General features: G+C 40.9%; 11 protein-coding genes. 8 read left to right on the forward strand and 3 right to left on the reverse strand.

Features of this window, described 5'->3' with window-relative positions; translation table 11 throughout:
* The first annotated feature begins 83 nt into the window (after positions 1-83).
* The 3 genes from AC0UA9_RS07485 to AC0UA9_RS07495 all read left to right on the forward strand — a co-directional run bounded on the left by AC0UA9_RS07485 (position 84) and on the right by AC0UA9_RS07495 (position 5,053).
* The gene (locus AC0UA9_RS07485) at positions 84-1,679 is read left to right on the forward strand and encodes a methyl-accepting chemotaxis protein (RefSeq protein ID WP_475659065.1); all 1,596 of its coding nucleotides are present in this window, start codon (positions 84-86) and stop codon (positions 1,677-1,679) included.
* A gap of 412 nt (positions 1,680-2,091) precedes the next feature.
* Complete coding sequence (locus AC0UA9_RS07490) at positions 2,092-3,156, forward strand: DcaP family trimeric outer membrane transporter (RefSeq protein ID WP_475659066.1); 1,065 nt, start codon at positions 2,092-2,094, stop codon at positions 3,154-3,156.
* A 262-nt stretch (positions 3,157-3,418) separates the two neighbouring features.
* Positions 3,419-5,053, forward strand: a complete 1,635-nt coding sequence (locus AC0UA9_RS07495; RefSeq protein WP_475659067.1) for a methyl-accepting chemotaxis protein — start codon at positions 3,419-3,421, stop codon at positions 5,051-5,053.
* 532 nt (positions 5,054-5,585) lie between these two features.
* On the opposite strand, the gene AC0UA9_RS07500 is transcribed toward AC0UA9_RS07495, so the two are convergent.
* Positions 5,586-8,030 (reverse strand): Tex family protein, encoded by a 2,445-nt coding sequence (locus AC0UA9_RS07500; protein ID WP_475659068.1) that lies wholly within the window; start codon positions 8,028-8,030, stop codon positions 5,586-5,588.
* Positions 8,031-8,363: 333 nt separating this feature from the next.
* Between AC0UA9_RS07500 and AC0UA9_RS07505 the strand changes: the two genes are divergently transcribed.
* The 5 genes from AC0UA9_RS07505 (at position 8,364) to AC0UA9_RS07525 (ending at position 13,170) form a co-directional block, all read left to right on the forward strand.
* The gene (locus tag AC0UA9_RS07505) at positions 8,364-9,146 is read left to right on the forward strand and encodes a 3-hydroxybutyrate dehydrogenase (protein WP_475659069.1); all 783 of its coding nucleotides are present in this window, start codon (positions 8,364-8,366) and stop codon (positions 9,144-9,146) included.
* 44 nt (positions 9,147-9,190) lie between these two features.
* Positions 9,191-9,553, forward strand: coding sequence for a carboxymuconolactone decarboxylase family protein (locus AC0UA9_RS07510; protein WP_475659070.1), 363 nt, complete (start codon positions 9,191-9,193; stop codon positions 9,551-9,553).
* Between the two features lie 28 nt (positions 9,554-9,581).
* On the forward strand, positions 9,582-10,067 hold the full coding sequence (locus tag AC0UA9_RS07515; RefSeq protein ID WP_475659071.1) for a methylated-DNA--[protein]-cysteine S-methyltransferase: 486 nt from the start codon (positions 9,582-9,584) through the stop codon (positions 10,065-10,067).
* Positions 10,068-10,319: 252 nt separating this feature from the next.
* A complete protein-coding gene (locus tag AC0UA9_RS07520) occupies positions 10,320-12,380 on the forward strand; it encodes an extracellular catalytic domain type 1 short-chain-length polyhydroxyalkanoate depolymerase (RefSeq protein WP_475659072.1) in 2,061 nt (686 codons plus the stop codon).
* 82 nt (positions 12,381-12,462) lie between these two features.
* On the forward strand, positions 12,463-13,170 hold the full coding sequence (locus AC0UA9_RS07525) for an esterase/lipase family protein (RefSeq protein WP_475659073.1): 708 nt from the start codon (positions 12,463-12,465) through the stop codon (positions 13,168-13,170).
* A gap of 67 nt (positions 13,171-13,237) precedes the next feature.
* Here AC0UA9_RS07525 and AC0UA9_RS07530 read toward each other — a convergent pair whose 3' ends face one another.
* Together AC0UA9_RS07530 and AC0UA9_RS07535 are read right to left on the reverse strand one after the other, a co-directional pair.
* A complete protein-coding gene (locus AC0UA9_RS07530; protein WP_475659074.1) occupies positions 13,238-14,167 on the reverse strand; it encodes an alpha/beta hydrolase in 930 nt (309 codons plus the stop codon).
* Positions 14,155-15,384 (reverse strand): MFS transporter, encoded by a 1,230-nt coding sequence (locus tag AC0UA9_RS07535; protein WP_475659075.1) that lies wholly within the window; start codon positions 15,382-15,384, stop codon positions 14,155-14,157. Before AC0UA9_RS07535 ends, AC0UA9_RS07530 begins: the two co-directional genes overlap by 13 nt.
* Positions 15,385-15,468 lie beyond the last annotated feature (84 nt).

Genomic DNA, 15,468 nt, shown 5'->3' on the forward strand with positions numbered 1-15,468 from the left:
TTATTGCTTCATGATTCTGTTATATTGCCCATTTACTTTGCGTAAAGGCTTGGTTCTTAGTCGTAGTTGAAAGGTCACCATTCATGAATAATAAATTAACATCCTGCATACTATTAGCACTTGTGTTCACATTGCCCAATGTAATTTTTCATTACGTTAGCGCAAGTATTTTTTCTTCATTACTCTTATCAACACTTGTGCTTGCAGGTATCAGCTTTGCTAGCATTTTGTTCGTTGCCAGATTCGGTTTAACAACAAATAAGCAAGCCACAGTGGACGACAAACAACAGGATAACCCAAAAGACTCTACAATAAACTTTAGCCAAACTGGCGCTGAAATAGGCGCTAAAGTCAGTGAATTAGCAATCAACTCAGCTGAAATTAGTTTTTTCTTAACAAAATTAAGCCAAGCCATTGAAAAGTCCAGTAGCGATGTTGACCGCTTAGCAACTGCTGCCGAGCAAATGTCGACCAATAGCAAACAAATCAATGACAACGCCGAACTTGCTTCACAGCAATCAAACCAAGCCATGAGCGCAAGTTCATCAAGCTCACAGCAATTATATGATAATATTTCTGTGGTTAATCTACTCAACGAATCCGTTAACAATGCAGCTAGCAAAATTCAATCACTTGAAGAAAAAGCCTCTGAAATACAAAACATTACTGACGTTATTGATGCTATATCGTCACAAACAAACTTATTAGCCTTAAACGCAGCCATTGAAGCAGCTAGAGCAGGCGAGCAAGGCCGAGGCTTTGCTGTTGTTGCCGATGAAGTCAGAGCGCTCGCGGCTAAAACCGCTGACGCGACAGATCAAATAGGCGAAATGTTAAAACAAATCAGCAAAGAAACCAACGAGACCACCGCGGTAATGACCAACATAGTGCAGCAAACAGGTAGTATAGTGCAGACCATGACCAATTTATCCCAATCATTTACTGATATTGATAACCTGATGTCTGAGTCAGCGGCGGCGGGTAATCAAATTAGCCAAGCATTACAAGAGCAAGACCTAGCGGCGGCTGAAATATCAACCTCTGTGGTCAGCTTGCATGACTTCCTAGTCGACAAAAGCAATGAAACCCAACATATATCTCAGCAAGCTGAAACTTTGTCAAATAGTACAGAGTCTATTTTTGTTTACCTGTCAGAATTTAATAGTAACACGCGCATTAACAGCATGTGTCAACAAGCAACATTAGCCGCTAAAAAAGTCGGTGAGCTGTTTGAACAAAGTATTGCCGCTAATAAAATATCACTAGAGCAACTGTTTGATTTTAATTATAAGCCCTTGGGCAATAGCGATCCCAAAAAATTCACCACTGGGTTTGATGCCTTTACTGACCAACACCTGCCACAAATTCAAGAGCCTTTATTAGAAGAGTTCAATGAAATGATTTATGCCGGTGCCGTAGACGTTAATGGCTATTTCCCCACCCACAACCAATGTTTTTCTCAACCACTCACTGGCGACCCTCAAATTGATATGGTGCATAATCGCACTAAACGTTTATTCAATGACCCTACAGGCATTCGTTGCGGCCAACACACCGACAAGTTTTTATTACAAACTTACAAACGCGATACGGGCGAAATAATGCACGATGTTTCTGCACCTATTTTTGTCAATGGCAAGCATTGGGGCGGCTTTAGAATTGGCTTTAAAGCGAAATAAGAACAGGTACGAAGGAGAGTCAGAGCGGACGCTTAGTCTTTTCCTCGATCTTAGTGCCTAGTTCCTAGTTCCTAATTCCTAATTCCTAATTCCTAATTCCTAGTTTCTAGTTTCTAGTGCCTAGTACCTAGTTTTTAGCGCGAGAGTCTACTGATTTTCCCTAGTCCTCACTCCCCATTTCAATAACGCTAGACTAAAGTATAAAGCTAAAAATCATCACTTTAGACTTAGGTCTAATTTATTTAAGCCCACTTTCACCTTACCTTAATAGCTGAACAAATATTACACATGATTAACATAGTGTTTAAAAAATAATAGCAGAAGGCGAAGCTCCTTGCTTCGATAATAAAAAATAATTGCGATAAAAACACTACAAAAATAACTGCCTTGGCAGACACTACGGGGAAATATAATGTTTAAAATTCAACAAAGTAAATTATTATTAGCGGCGGGTCTTTTCGCTATGACTGGTGCCGCCCAAGCCGCTTTCACTTTCGATCTTGCTGATGACCAGCAACTCACCTTTGGTGGCTATATTAAAGCGGACTTACGCACTATCAGTGGCGATGTTAGCTCCCCCGTTACTAACGACGACTATTGGATTGGTAATGGCGCTGTGACCAACGATTTATCAACCACTAAATTTTCAGTTAATGAAACCCGCTTTAATGCAAAATATGTTCATGGCGATGTTACCGGTTTTATCGAAATGGATTTTTACGGTGGTGGTGGTAATCAAATTGTTTCAAACTCGTCTCACCCAAGAGTGCGCCACGCTTTCATTAAATATAAAAATATTACCGTAGGGCAAACTTGGACAACTTTTCAAAATACCAGCGCTTTAGCTGAAGCAGTAGATTTTGGTGGCCCTTTAAATGCTTCTGCTTTTATTAGACAAGGCCAAATTCGCTACACCAATGGCGGTTTACAAGTATCGTTAGAGAACCCACATTCTGATAAGGGTGATAGCAGTCAAGACACTATTCCTGACATTATCGCTAAGTACACCTTTAGTGGTGACTGGGGTAATGTGTCAGTGTCAGGTTTAGCACGTCAGTTAAATACTGCTGCTACCGAAGAAGTTGCAAGCACTACAGAAACAGCCCTTGGTTTTGGCATTGCAGGTCGTATTAAAACCTTTGGTAAAGACGACTTTCGCTTTCAGGTACACGGCGGTAATACAGGCCGTTATGTTGGTGTAGTGGCGGCAAGAGACTTGGTCGGTCAAAAAGCTGAAAAAACCACGTCATTTATGGTCGCTTACCGCCATTTTTGGACAGACGACATGCGCTCAAATATATTTTATGGTAGCACAGAAGCAGACTTAGCCAACACTAAACGTAATCATGTCGCCGTTAACTTGTTCAAAGATTATACCAAGCAACTGTCATTTGGTGTTGAAATAGGTAACTATGAAATGCACGAAGCCAATAAAGATTCAAATTACTTACAACTGTCAGCTAAGTACGTTTTATAGGATTAAAAAACACAATGAACATGCTCGTTTTGCGTTAGTTAACCTCCAACCGAGGTTATTTTTGGGGAAGCTTTTTGCTTCCCCTTTTTTATAGCAAAAGCATAATATTCCTCTATACTTAGTACAGAAAAGAAACCTAGCATGTACTCGCTTGTAAAGGTGTGCTTTTTCATCTGTTCAAACGCCTATAAATATAATAGTTCACATTAAAAAGGCGTAAATTATTAATCTTGTATTCGTGACACTTACCAGTGAGGTTTGCATGCCATTTTTACGTAAATTTACCATTCAACAACGATTTATCTTACTGCTGATTTTAGTCTTGTCAGGCTTTGTCGTGTTAAGCTCAATTAGTTTATCGCAAGCATATCAGTCGTTATTACAACAAAAACACAATACCAACCAACAAGTGGTAGAAGCAGCGTATAGTGTTATAGAGCACTTTTATCAGCAACAAAGTGACGGCCAACTAGATGAAACGCAAGCCCAGAAAAAAGCAATAGAAGTACTCAATAGCTTACGGTATGAAGGTGATAATTACTTTTGGATAAATGATTTTACACCAACGATGATCATGCACCCAATAAAACCCGCATTAAATGGTACAAATATAGGTGGAATGCAAGACCCTGATGGCACTGCCCTGTTTATTAATATGGTGAGTATTGTACGTGATAAAGGGCAAGGTTTTGTCCCTTATAAATGGCCTAAACCAGGTGTTGACCAAGCTGTTGATAAAATATCTTTTGTTAAAGGCTTTACTCCTTGGCAATGGATTCTTGGCTCTGGTACCTATATTGATGACGTGGACGCAACTTTTACCACACAAAGAAACACCTTATTAACCTATTCATTTTTATTGATTGTTATTATTATATTTCTTGGTTATTTTATTGCCAAAAGCATTACCGTTCCCACCAATACGGCTGCTAATTTAATGAAAGACATTGCGCAAGGTGATGGTGATCTAACCCAAACACTAGATGACCAAGCACAAGATGAAATTGCTCGCCTAGCACATTATTTTAACGAATTTACTAACAAAATGCGCGACTCACTTGCTGACGTAGCAAACAATGCAAACATTGTATTGAGCCGTGCACAATCTGTCGCTGATGCCAGTGAAAGCGCCCAGTCATTAACCCAACATCAAAGCGATATTACCGCCCAAGTTGCTACTGCCATGGAGCAAATGACTGCTCAAATACGTGATGTAAGCAACAATGCTAGCGCTGCTGAAAATGCCGCCACTGACGCCAGAAATAATACCCACCAAGGTAAGGAGATTATTTCAAATACGATTACGCAAATGCACTCGTTATCAAGTAATATTGATAACGTATCACAGGTGATCACTACCCTAGCCGCTGAAAGTGACAATATCGGGTCAGTACTTGATGTAATTCGTGGTATTGCCGAACAAACTAACCTATTAGCTCTTAATGCAGCTATTGAGGCAGCAAGAGCTGGCGAACAAGGACGCGGCTTTGCGGTTGTTGCTGATGAAGTGAGAACACTTGCTAATAGAACAGAGCAAAGCACTAACGAAATTCAACTCATGATTCAAAAACTGCAAACGGGTGCCCAACAAGCCGTTACTGCGGTAAAAACCAGCCAAAGTATTGCCAGCCAAACCGTAGAGCAAACGAGTAAAGCAGACGACTCTTTATCGGAAATAGATAAATTAATGGCGTTAATTTCTGAAATGAACACACAAATTGCCCGCGCCACAGAGCAGCAAACTCAAGCCGCTGATGAAGTGAATTTACGCATTAATGACTTAGCAAGCATGACAGATGAATCCCTCAACACGTCATCTTCATTTATGGGTGCCAGTGCAGCATTAAAATCAAGTAGCCACAATATGACAGACGTGGTTAGTCATTTTAAGTTTTAAGTTTTAAGTTTTAAGTTTTAAGTTTTAAGTTTTAAGTTTTAAGTTTTAAGTTTTAAGTTTTAAGTTTTAAGTGAATTAAAAAGCCGGTATACACCTTGGTGTATACCGGCAAAGTCATCAAAAGTTTTTAATCAACTGATTCAAAGGAATAGGTTGAATCAATAATGAGAAGAAGAGGCTTAGTGTATATGTGTCCTGAAACATACACTCTTTGCCATCCATAATGCCGAGATTACCATTCATCCAGAATGTAACCACTAAGTTACTCACCTTCCTATTGGTCAAAACGCCTGAGAGAGCATTCATTTGCCTTAACCAATAAACAAATGATAATCATTATCATTTGCATCGTCAAGTGTTATTTTCAATAAATTTGATTATTTTTTTCACACACTGATCGATATTATTAACTTTATTGAGGATAAGGTGAATTAAGCGTGTTCTGGGGAATAAAACGAGGGAATACGGTTTGAATTTAACAGTGTACGGTTAACATTCCGCCTACTAAAATAGTAGGCGGGAGCTTAGTCATTTACTTTTTTAACTTAGCAAAAGCATCGGCAAAGGCGTTCCCCATCACCGCATTTTCACCCATGGTGTTTCTACTTTTATGCTGTTTTTTGTGTACTGGCCCTTTCGCTCGTTTATTGTGTGGTTGTTCGCTTTTAGCATGGTGGCTGGCGGCGTTACTTTGCGTTTTATACTGCCCACTTGCTCTATCATGTTTTGTCTTGCCATTGGTTTCAGCGTGACTAACAGCGTCATCTAAGCGCATGGTTAAACTAATACGTTTGCGCGCTGCATCAAGTTCCACCACTTTTACCTTAACAATTTCACCGGCTTTTATAATTTCACGTGGGTCACTAATAAATTTGTTTGTGATAGCCGAAATGTGCACTAATCCGTCTTGATGCACACCGATATCAACAAAGGCACCAAAATTAGCCACATTAGATACCACACCTTCTAGCACCATACCCACGGCTAAATCGTTGATACTGTTTACGCCTTCAGCAAAGGTTGCCGTTTTAAATTCAGGCCTAGGATCACGATTTGGTTTGATCAACTCTTTAATAATTTCATTAATCGTTATTTCACCAAATTGCTCAGTAGCTAACTCGCTAATATTAACGCGCTGCAACTGCTCAGCACTATTTAATAAGTTAGCACTGTCAATATTTAACTGCTTAATAATATTTTCAACAATAGGGTAGGTTTCTGGATGAACCGCACACTGGTCAAGTGGGTTATCACCACCATTAATGCGTAAAAAGCCTGCCGCTTGCTCAAAGGCTTTTGGCCCTAGGCGTGCCACTTTTTTTAATTGTTGTCTATTAACAAAAGCGCCTTGTTCATTACGGTATTGCACTATGTTATTTGCCATAGTTTTATTTAAGCCGGCAACGCGCGTTAGTAGGGCTGCCGAAGCTGAATTCAGGTCAACGCCAACGGCATTTACACAGTCTTCAACAACATTATCAAGGCTTTGGCTCAATTGACTTTGGCTAACGTCATGTTGATATTGGCCAACACCGATGGCTTTAGGGTCTATTTTGACCAACTCGGCCAATGGGTCTTGTAAACGCCTCGCGATTGACACAGCGCCACGGATTGACACATCAAGATCAGGAAATTCTTGCGCGGCAAGTTCAGAAGCTGAATACACAGACGCCCCCGCCTCACTAACGATCACTTTTTTGGGTTTCGCTAAACCTGTTGCGGTGTCAAGCTCGGCAATGACTTCTCCCACTAATTTATCACTTTCACGCGAACCGGTACCGTTACCAATGGCAATTAATTCAACCTTATGTTGGCGACAGATGTTCACTAAAGTACGCACTGATTTATCCCAATGATTTTGTGGCGCATGTGGGAAAATAGTCGTGGTATGTAGCAATTTACCAGTGGCGTCGACAATAGCAACTTTACAGCCTGTGCGTAAACCAGGGTCTAAACCGAGTGTGACTTTTGCCCCAGCGGGCGCTGCCATTAATAAGTCAGATAAATTTTCAGCAAACACTTTAATCGCTTGTAATTCTGCTTGTTCACGCAGCTGGCTTAAAAGCTCAGTAGTTAAACTCTGGCTAAGCTTGCTTTTCCAAGCTAAACGTACTGTGTTAGTTAAAAAGCTAGCGGCCTTTTGTTCACTATTGTTTGTATAAAGTCGTAAAGTAAAATGCTCAGCAATAAGTTGTTCTGCGCTAGAAACTGCGTTTTTTTCTTGGTTAGGGTCTACTTCTACCTTAAGCTGTAATAAGCCTTCGTTACGCCCGCGTAACATAGCAAGCATACGGTGTGAAGGTACTGTTTTTAGTTTTTCACTGTGTGCAAAGTAGTCTTTAAACTTGATCGCCTCTTGTTCTTTGCCTTTAACAACTTGGCTAGTTAGGTGCGCTTGTTTAAGCATGTGCTGACGCAGTTTTTGCAATAAATTAGCGTCTTCACAAAAACGCTCGGCCAAAATAGCACTAGCTCCTGCTAATACCGCATTAACATCATCAAAACCAGTAGTATCATTTTTGCGTGCGTTATTCAGGTATGTTTGCGCTTCTTGCTCAGGATCAAGCTGCCACTGATTAAATAACCTATTCGCTAACGGTTCAATGCCGGCTTCTATGGCTATCTGCCCTTTTGTACGACGCTTAGGTTTATAGGGCAAATACAAATCTTCTAACCGCGTTTTGTTATCAGCACTGGTTATTTGCTGAGCTAACGCTGCTGTCAACTTACCCTGTTGCTCTATACTCGTTAAAATAACTTGACGTCTGGCTTCTAAATCACGCAAGTAAACCAGTCGCGTGGCTAATGCGCGTAAATGGTTATCATCTAAGCCTTGCGTTGCTTCTTTTCTATAACGCGCAATAAAAGGCACGGTTGCGCCATCGTCGAATAAATGAATAGCGGCATTAATTTGTGAGGTTTTAACGTTAAGTTCTTGAGCAATTTGCTCACTGATTTGCTCGGCAATAGCTAACATTGGTTTACAGTTCCAAGATGAAAAAAGTTATTGTGCTTAATTAAGAGGTAAATCATACCAGAAAGTCGCTTTGGCGAATAACTACTAATCTCTATTTAGCCACTTTTGTTTGCACTTGCGCCAACTAAGCTAAACTAAACATTAGCCCTAGCACTATGGTGCTAAATAATAATCAAGCTAAACCCGCTACTATACTTAGTATGGTAAATATTAAAATTACGACTCCCCTCGTTTAGCCGCATAAGGATATGCTGCATTTTTTATTAATTAAACATCAAGAGTTATCACGAGAAGTTTTGAACTGAGTGTTAACTTTAACATTAGGAATTTATTATGCTAAAAGGTAAAACAGCTTTAATAACAGGGTCAACCAGCGGTATAGGTTTAGCAACAGCACACACGTTAGCAGAGCAAGGTATTAACTTGGTTTTGCATGGTTTGATGGGGCAAGCAGAAGGGGAAGCCTTAGCGGAAGAGTTTGCCAAAAAATACGAAATAAAAACCCTGTTTGATAATGCTAACTTGATGGACTCTAGTGCTATCAGCACTCTCATGAGCGACGCCATCAAGGTAATGGGCGCTATTGATATTTTAATTAACAATGCGGGTATTCAACACACCGAAAGTGTCGCCACTTTCCCCGAAGATAAGTGGAATGCCATTATTGCTATTAATTTAACTGCTGCTTTTCATACCATTCAAAAGTCTTTACCCAGCATGAAATTTAATGGTTGGGGCCGCATCATTAATATCGCCTCTGTGCATGGTTTAGTGGCCTCATTAAACAAGTCTGCTTATGTTGCAGCCAAGCACGGTATTGTCGGTTTAACTAAAGCTGTCGCGTTAGAGTGTGCTGAGTTAGGTATTACGGTTAATGCGGTTTGCCCTGGCTGGGTCGACACGCCACTCATTAATAACCAAATCAATGAAATTGCACAAAAACAAAAAGTTGAATTTGAGCGCGCTAAATATAATTTGGTCACGGCCAAGCAACCCCTGCCTGAAATGATGGATCCGCGTCAAATAGGTGAATTTATTTTATTTTTATGCAGTGATAGCGCGCGCAGCATAACAGGCTCGGCCTTGCCGATGGATGGCGCTTGGACAGCACAATAAGCTTTTTAGCATACACATTTACAAATAACGCCACGAGGAAAAACATGACAACTAATAAAGGTGAGCAAATTCGCCGGCAAGTAATGGGTGAAGACTTCGTCGATAAAGCATTGAACAATACCGATGAGTTTAGCCAACCTATGCAAGCATTTATTAATGACCATGGCTGGGGCTCAACTTGGCAGCGCGAGGGTATAGACTTAAAAACCCGTAGCTTAGTCACTGTGGCCATGCTAGCCGCTTTAAGAGCACCACAAGAATTAAAAGGGCATATTCGTGGTGCGCTCAATAATGGTGCTACAATAGAAGAAATACGTGAAATACTGCTTCACAGTGCAGTATATTGTGGCGCACCTGCCGCACAAGAAGCTTTCCGCGCTGCTAAAGAGGTGCTTGAACGCCATTAACTTTCACTGACTAAGGCATCATTATATCATGGACACTTCTTTTTTTAGTTGTTTGCCCACCCCTATAGGTGAATTGGGCATTTTTGCCGATAGCACTGCTATTTATCGCGTAGCATTTTTAGATAAGGTTGAGAGCCTTACGGTGCTAGGTGCTAAAGCAACTAAAGAAAATGTGCTAACCTTACAAGCTAAAAAACAGCTTACACAGTACTTTTCTGGTGAAATAACTACCTTTGATTTACCCCTAGCACCACAAGGTACACCTTTTAGGCAGCAAGCTTGGCAAGCCCTGCAACAAATACCTTACGGCGAAACTCGTTATTATGGCCAACAAGCAGTACTGATGAACAATAAAAAGGCTGTCCGTGCTGTCGGCGCTGCCAATGGCGCCAACCCAATTGCTATTATTATTCCTTGCCACCGCGTTATTGGTAAAAACGGCAGTTTAACCGGCTATGCTGGTGGCTTAGATAGAAAAGCGTATTTATTAAATTTTGAAAAAAATTCGGCTTAAGCAAGCTCAGTTTTTTGCAAATAATAGTCTTACCTTATTCAACCTACAGGGCTGTTAGCGCTAAATGACTTCTGCTTTATTGCGCCTTTAACTTCCGTCTAATTACCTTCATATACTACTAAAGAGCCACTTATTTTTTCCTGTTGTTTCGTTAGTCTAATGAGGTGTTTAAATTTCAATCAATTTGCTGTTAAACACCTTATGGAAGATTTTCGCTAGGATAAGTCAAAATAAAATAACAATAGGCTTTTTATGAAACAACGCATATGTAATAAATTACAACAATATAAATCTACGCTAATACCCACCACTTTACTCGCTCTACTACTTATACTCTCACCGCAAAGTTTTGCTGGAAGCTGGCAACAAAACGTTAGTATTGCTGGTTTTAATAATGTTCATATATACACACCTGATTCTAATTCAACGATAGGCACTGGCAAATCATTACTCATCGTTTTACATGGCTGTGTACAACCCATTAGTAATTACTTAACAGCCAATCTAGCACAGGCTGCTGAAGAACACGGTATGGTGATCGCTGTACCTGATGCAATGAACAAAGCAGGTTTCAGTTGTTGGTCATATTGGCAAGGCGCAGTATCGAGAACATCAGGGGATTATAAAAACCTAATTACCCTAGCAAATACATTAAGTAGCGATAGTACTCGACATATTGACCCTAAACAGGTTTACATTTCTGGGTTATCGTCTGGGGCGGCAATGTCAGCACAAACTGCCTGTTTAGCGCCTGACGTTTTTGCTGGCGTTGCACCAAGTGCAGGGCCAACCATTGGTACTAGCTCAGGTGGCGCACTAAATACCTGCGAAAGCGTATCAGCAACAACGTTCAAAGCGCGCTGTGAAGGCTATGCTGGCGCATCTAAAAGCCATTTAAACACACAAATAGCCGTCATCGCTCACGGTACTGCAGACACCACTGTCGACACGTGTTACAACCAACAAAATGCCAATGGATTTGCTAAAGTCTATGGCGCTAGCCAGCTTTCAGGCACAAATAGCATTGTTGACAGCCCTGGACACACGGCTTCAGAAACGCTCTGGTCTGATAACAAAGTAAGCATGCTTTGGCTAGATAACCTTGATCATTCTTGGTCAGGTGGCACAGGCGCTTCTGGCAGCTACATTGCTAGCAACAGTATTAACTTTGCGCGTTATTTGGGGCAGTACTTTGCCAACAATAACAAACGTGTTGACCGCAACACTGGCCCTGTAATTTCTAACCATAATGCAATTGATAATGACAGTCGTTTTACTATCACGGGTACTGCTATAGACGCACAAACGAGTGTTAGTCATGTTGCTTTGACCATTTACGCTTTGGATTCTGGTGCGCCTGTGATGGTGAGCACGATCAATAGTAACGTAAATGCTAATGACGGCAGCTATCACATTATTTCTATCGCCTTAGCCGATGGTTTATACAAAGTCTCTGCTATCGCGACAGATGACGAAGGTAAAGCAGGTGAAGCTGTCTCTGTCACCACCAGAATAGGCCCAGAGCCTCCAGCAACAGCACCTGCACTATCAAACATTGCTGCCACAACGTCAGGCCAATGCGCCACTATTACAGGCACAGTAATTGATATAAACCAAAATCTACCGACATCGGGCATTATTGTTAGTTTTTCTACTGGTGATGTAACCGCTACAATTGATAATAACCAATACACTGCTAAGCAATGCAACCTACCTGGTGGTAATAATACTGTTACGGTAACAGCTACTGATACCACAACCTTATCAAGTACTGACAGTGTGCAATTCTCAATTGATGCTGGCATTACCGGTGATTACAATGTGCATATTAATGCTGGTCATATTACTTGGGGTTCAGGGTATTCCGCCTGCTACCTTGAGTTTGGTACAGCAGCTTTTACCATGCGTGAAGTTTCAGCGGGCAGCACCCAGTGTCAATGGAAAGCAGACGGTGCACCTAGTTGTACAGGCCCCACTCAGACTTGTGCTACTACAGATGTTACAACAGACACAGACAATGATGGTATCGCTGACGACCTAGATAACTGCCCAACTGTTGCCAACCCAACCCAAGATGATGCTAATAATAACGGTATTGGCGATGCGTGTGACTCAACACCACCGCCGCCAAGTGAGTGTACTGAGGTTAACGCTAGTAACTATGCCCATGTGCAAGCTAATCGTGCAACGACTAATGGTTTCTATACTTATGCTATTGGCTCAGGAACAAGCATTGGATTTTATAATATTTACACTCAAACAACCCTAGCAGAAACTTCACATAATTATTATGAGCTAGGTAGTTGCCCTTAAAAACAAAGCATTAAACGGTAATATTTTATTGCTCTCTTTGCCCTTTGGCAAAGTGGAGCAACCTACTTTAAAGAGAATTTATATGACAAATAAAATAACAACGTTAGTTACAAAATCATTGCTTACTTTAAGCTTAGTCATCATTACAGCAAGCGCACAAGCTGACTGTGTTGATAACGTAGTACTGGTACACGGCAATTCAGGCTCCCCCTCAGACTGGGATAATACCTACGATGCATTAATGGCTAACGGGTACCATAACAACCAAATATATCGTCCTTCCTGGGGCAGCGCTTATGCAGCCAATAATAACCATAGTGGCTCTGAAGAAACCCCTGTACGCAATGCGATCAATGCTGCCATAAGTAGCTCATGTACAGGTAAAATTGATATTATTAGCCACTCTATGGGGGTTACCTTAGCTGCTCAACAAATTGTAAAACTTAATAAAAGCAATAAAGTAGACTCCTTTGTAGGGGTTGCTGGTGCGTATCGAGGTTTATGGACTTGCGGTGTTTACCCTTGGAATGTTTATATGCCAACCTGTGGCTATTATGGTTTATCGGTCTCTAGTCCTTTTCTTGATTGGCTAGAAAACAAAACTATTGCCAGTCGCATTTATTCTATTAAGAGTTGGAATGACCAAATTGTTTGTGGCAGTGGTGTCTGTACTGTCGGTGGCGTGCATTCGAGCAGCATACCGAATGAAAATGCTAGTTACACTTATACCCTCGACCATTTTGGTTTACAAACAAATACGGCAAGTAAACAAGTAGCATTGCTGAAGTAGAATCCATGCAGTAACGAGTAACAAAAAAGGGTGGTCAAAACGACCACCCTTTTTAAGGTTTAACAGGTTACTTTCTAATAAAGTCGCCTATCAACTGATACGTTTGTTCACACTCTTCTTCTACTAAGCTATTGAGCAACATATACGCGTGGATCATTCCGTCAAATGCATGTCGCTCTACTTTCACACCAAGTTTACTTAAAGCATCACCATAGGCGATACCTTCATCTCTAAGCGGATCACAACCCGCTGTAAAAATAAGGGTTTCTGGCATACTGGCATCCATTGGCATAAACAAAGGCGACACCTGTTTAGCCGGTTCATTATGTTGAAAGTAGTTGTCAAAGTACCAAGCAATTTTTTCTTTTTCTAATAAAAACCCAGTACCATTTTCATCAATAGACGCGCAGCTCAACGTGTAATCAACGCTTGGGTAAATAAGCACTTGCTTATCAATATTAATATCTGCGTTATTAATATTTTGGCTGACAAGCGTAGTGCAGATAGCACCGCCACCACTGTCGCCCGCAACAATTAATTGCTGGCTAAAGTTTATCTCTGTTAATAATTGTTGGTAATTAGCAAGCGCATACTGGCAGTCATCTATACCAGCAGGGTAAGGAAACTCTGGCGCTAATCGATACTCTATCGCAATAACAATACAATGCCCTGCTTTCGCAATTTTACGGCTGATGGGATCGTACAGCGCAATATTACCACACATATGCCCGCCACCATGAAAGTGCAGCACAACGGGTAAAGCTTGCGTTGGATCAGGGCTATAAATACGTACCCCAATACTGTGTGTTGCTGCGTCTAAAGCACTTTCTTTTACGTAAGCAAGCTCTGGGCCTTCGCCAATAAAAACGGCCAGGTTTTCTATGTTGCCTCGCACTAACTCAGGTGTTAATTTAACCCCGTCTGCTTTTGCCTGTTTGGCCGCTAAGTTGGCTCGCTCAATAAAGCCTGCAATTTTTTCTGAAATTATGCCTCGCATTTTAAGTCCTTCTCATTATTTGGCACATTTATTTTTACATCAGTCTTTTTCTTGGTTTCTGGTAAAAAGAAACTGCCGATAAAAAACGTGCTACTAACCACGGTAATTAAGATGAAAGCTGAGGTGTAATCACCGCCATTTATGTCTACCAACTTACCAAAGCTCCATAACACTACCGTAGCGACTAAGTAACTTATTGAATAAAACAAACTAAAGACTACGGTCACTCTTTGCCCGGTCATTTTGGGTAACTCATGAGGAATAGTAACAAGCGCCGTCACTGGGAAGAAAATGAAGAACCCTAACGCCATGCCACATAGCGTTTGTAATATATCTGATTGACCAAAAGATAAACCCAATACGGTAAGAGTGACAACTAACCCTGACCAGCGAATAACAGGAACACGTGCACTAATTTTTTTACTATAAATAATGCCTGCTAAGGTACCCACAATGCCTGAGCCAATCACTAAAGCACTTTGGCTAATGCCCGCTTTAGGGTAAAAGGTAAATAAACAAATATAAAAAGCGAGAATACCAGAGTATGTCAGCGCATAAATCCAATTAAACTTATCCTTTAAACCATCGACATACGAATAGTGCGCTTGCGGCGCTTCGGTTTGCTTTGTTACCGACTGAACGTCACTGGTTTTATTTTTCACTAATAGCCAAACAAAACTGAACACTATGCTTAGCAAGGAAAATAGTATCAGTGTATGTTTCCAGCCACCAGCTAGGTTATTGAAATTGGTCATTTGCCATAAAATAATACCGGTTCCAACATTAAATGCTACGGCGTTTATACCATTGATAGTTGGCCTTTCTTCTGGGGAAAACCAGGCCATAACAATGGGGTTAAAATAAACGATCATAAAAGCGCCACCCAGCCCCATTAAAAACCGACTGGTTAATAGCAGCTCATAGTTAGGTGCCAGCGGTGTTAATAAGCCAACAGAAATTAAAATACCTGAAACAAAAAAGGCTTTTTTGACCCCTAATTTTAAAGCCAAGCCTGCGGCCATAAAGGTACCAACAATTTTAGCTAAGGTAACCGCACCACTAATAAAACTGGCCGACGCCAAACTGTCAACCTGCATTGCCGCCATTATCTGGCTCATGCTTGCGGTACCACCAACCCATCCCATGGCAAATAAGGTATAGCTAGCAAAGACAATAACGGCCACTAAGTATTTGTTGTTTACTTGAGGTAATCTCATGAAAAATCTCGTCCATAAATGACTAATACCCATCAGCTTAACGAAATAAATAACTCAATGATGTACTACCTTCGTTCGTTACAC

Source organism: Colwellia sp. F1, assembly GCF_056238625.1.

Excerpts from the sequence above, each read along its gene's own strand:
- AC0UA9_RS07525 (WP_475659073.1), top strand. The coding sequence starts at position 12,463 with ATGACAAATAAAATAACAACGTTAGTTACAAAATCATTGCTTACTTTA.
- AC0UA9_RS07505 (WP_475659069.1), top strand. The coding sequence starts at position 8,364 with ATGCTAAAAGGTAAAACAGCTTTAATAACAGGGTCAACCAGCGGTATA.
- AC0UA9_RS07485 (WP_475659065.1), top strand. The coding sequence starts at position 84 with ATGAATAATAAATTAACATCCTGCATACTATTAGCACTTGTGTTCACA.
- AC0UA9_RS07500 (WP_475659068.1), bottom strand. The coding sequence starts at position 8,030 with ATGTTAGCTATTGCCGAGCAAATCAGTGAGCAAATTGCTCAAGAACTT.
- AC0UA9_RS07520 (WP_475659072.1), top strand. The coding sequence starts at position 10,320 with ATGAAACAACGCATATGTAATAAATTACAACAATATAAATCTACGCTA.
- AC0UA9_RS07495 (WP_475659067.1), top strand. The coding sequence starts at position 3,419 with ATGCCATTTTTACGTAAATTTACCATTCAACAACGATTTATCTTACTG.
- AC0UA9_RS07515 (WP_475659071.1), top strand. The coding sequence starts at position 9,582 with ATGGACACTTCTTTTTTTAGTTGTTTGCCCACCCCTATAGGTGAATTG.
- AC0UA9_RS07535 (WP_475659075.1), bottom strand. The coding sequence starts at position 15,384 with ATGAGATTACCTCAAGTAAACAACAAATACTTAGTGGCCGTTATTGTC.
- AC0UA9_RS07530 (WP_475659074.1), bottom strand. The coding sequence starts at position 14,167 with ATGCGAGGCATAATTTCAGAAAAAATTGCAGGCTTTATTGAGCGAGCC.
- AC0UA9_RS07510 (WP_475659070.1), top strand. The coding sequence starts at position 9,191 with ATGACAACTAATAAAGGTGAGCAAATTCGCCGGCAAGTAATGGGTGAA.
- AC0UA9_RS07490 (WP_475659066.1), top strand. The coding sequence starts at position 2,092 with ATGTTTAAAATTCAACAAAGTAAATTATTATTAGCGGCGGGTCTTTTC.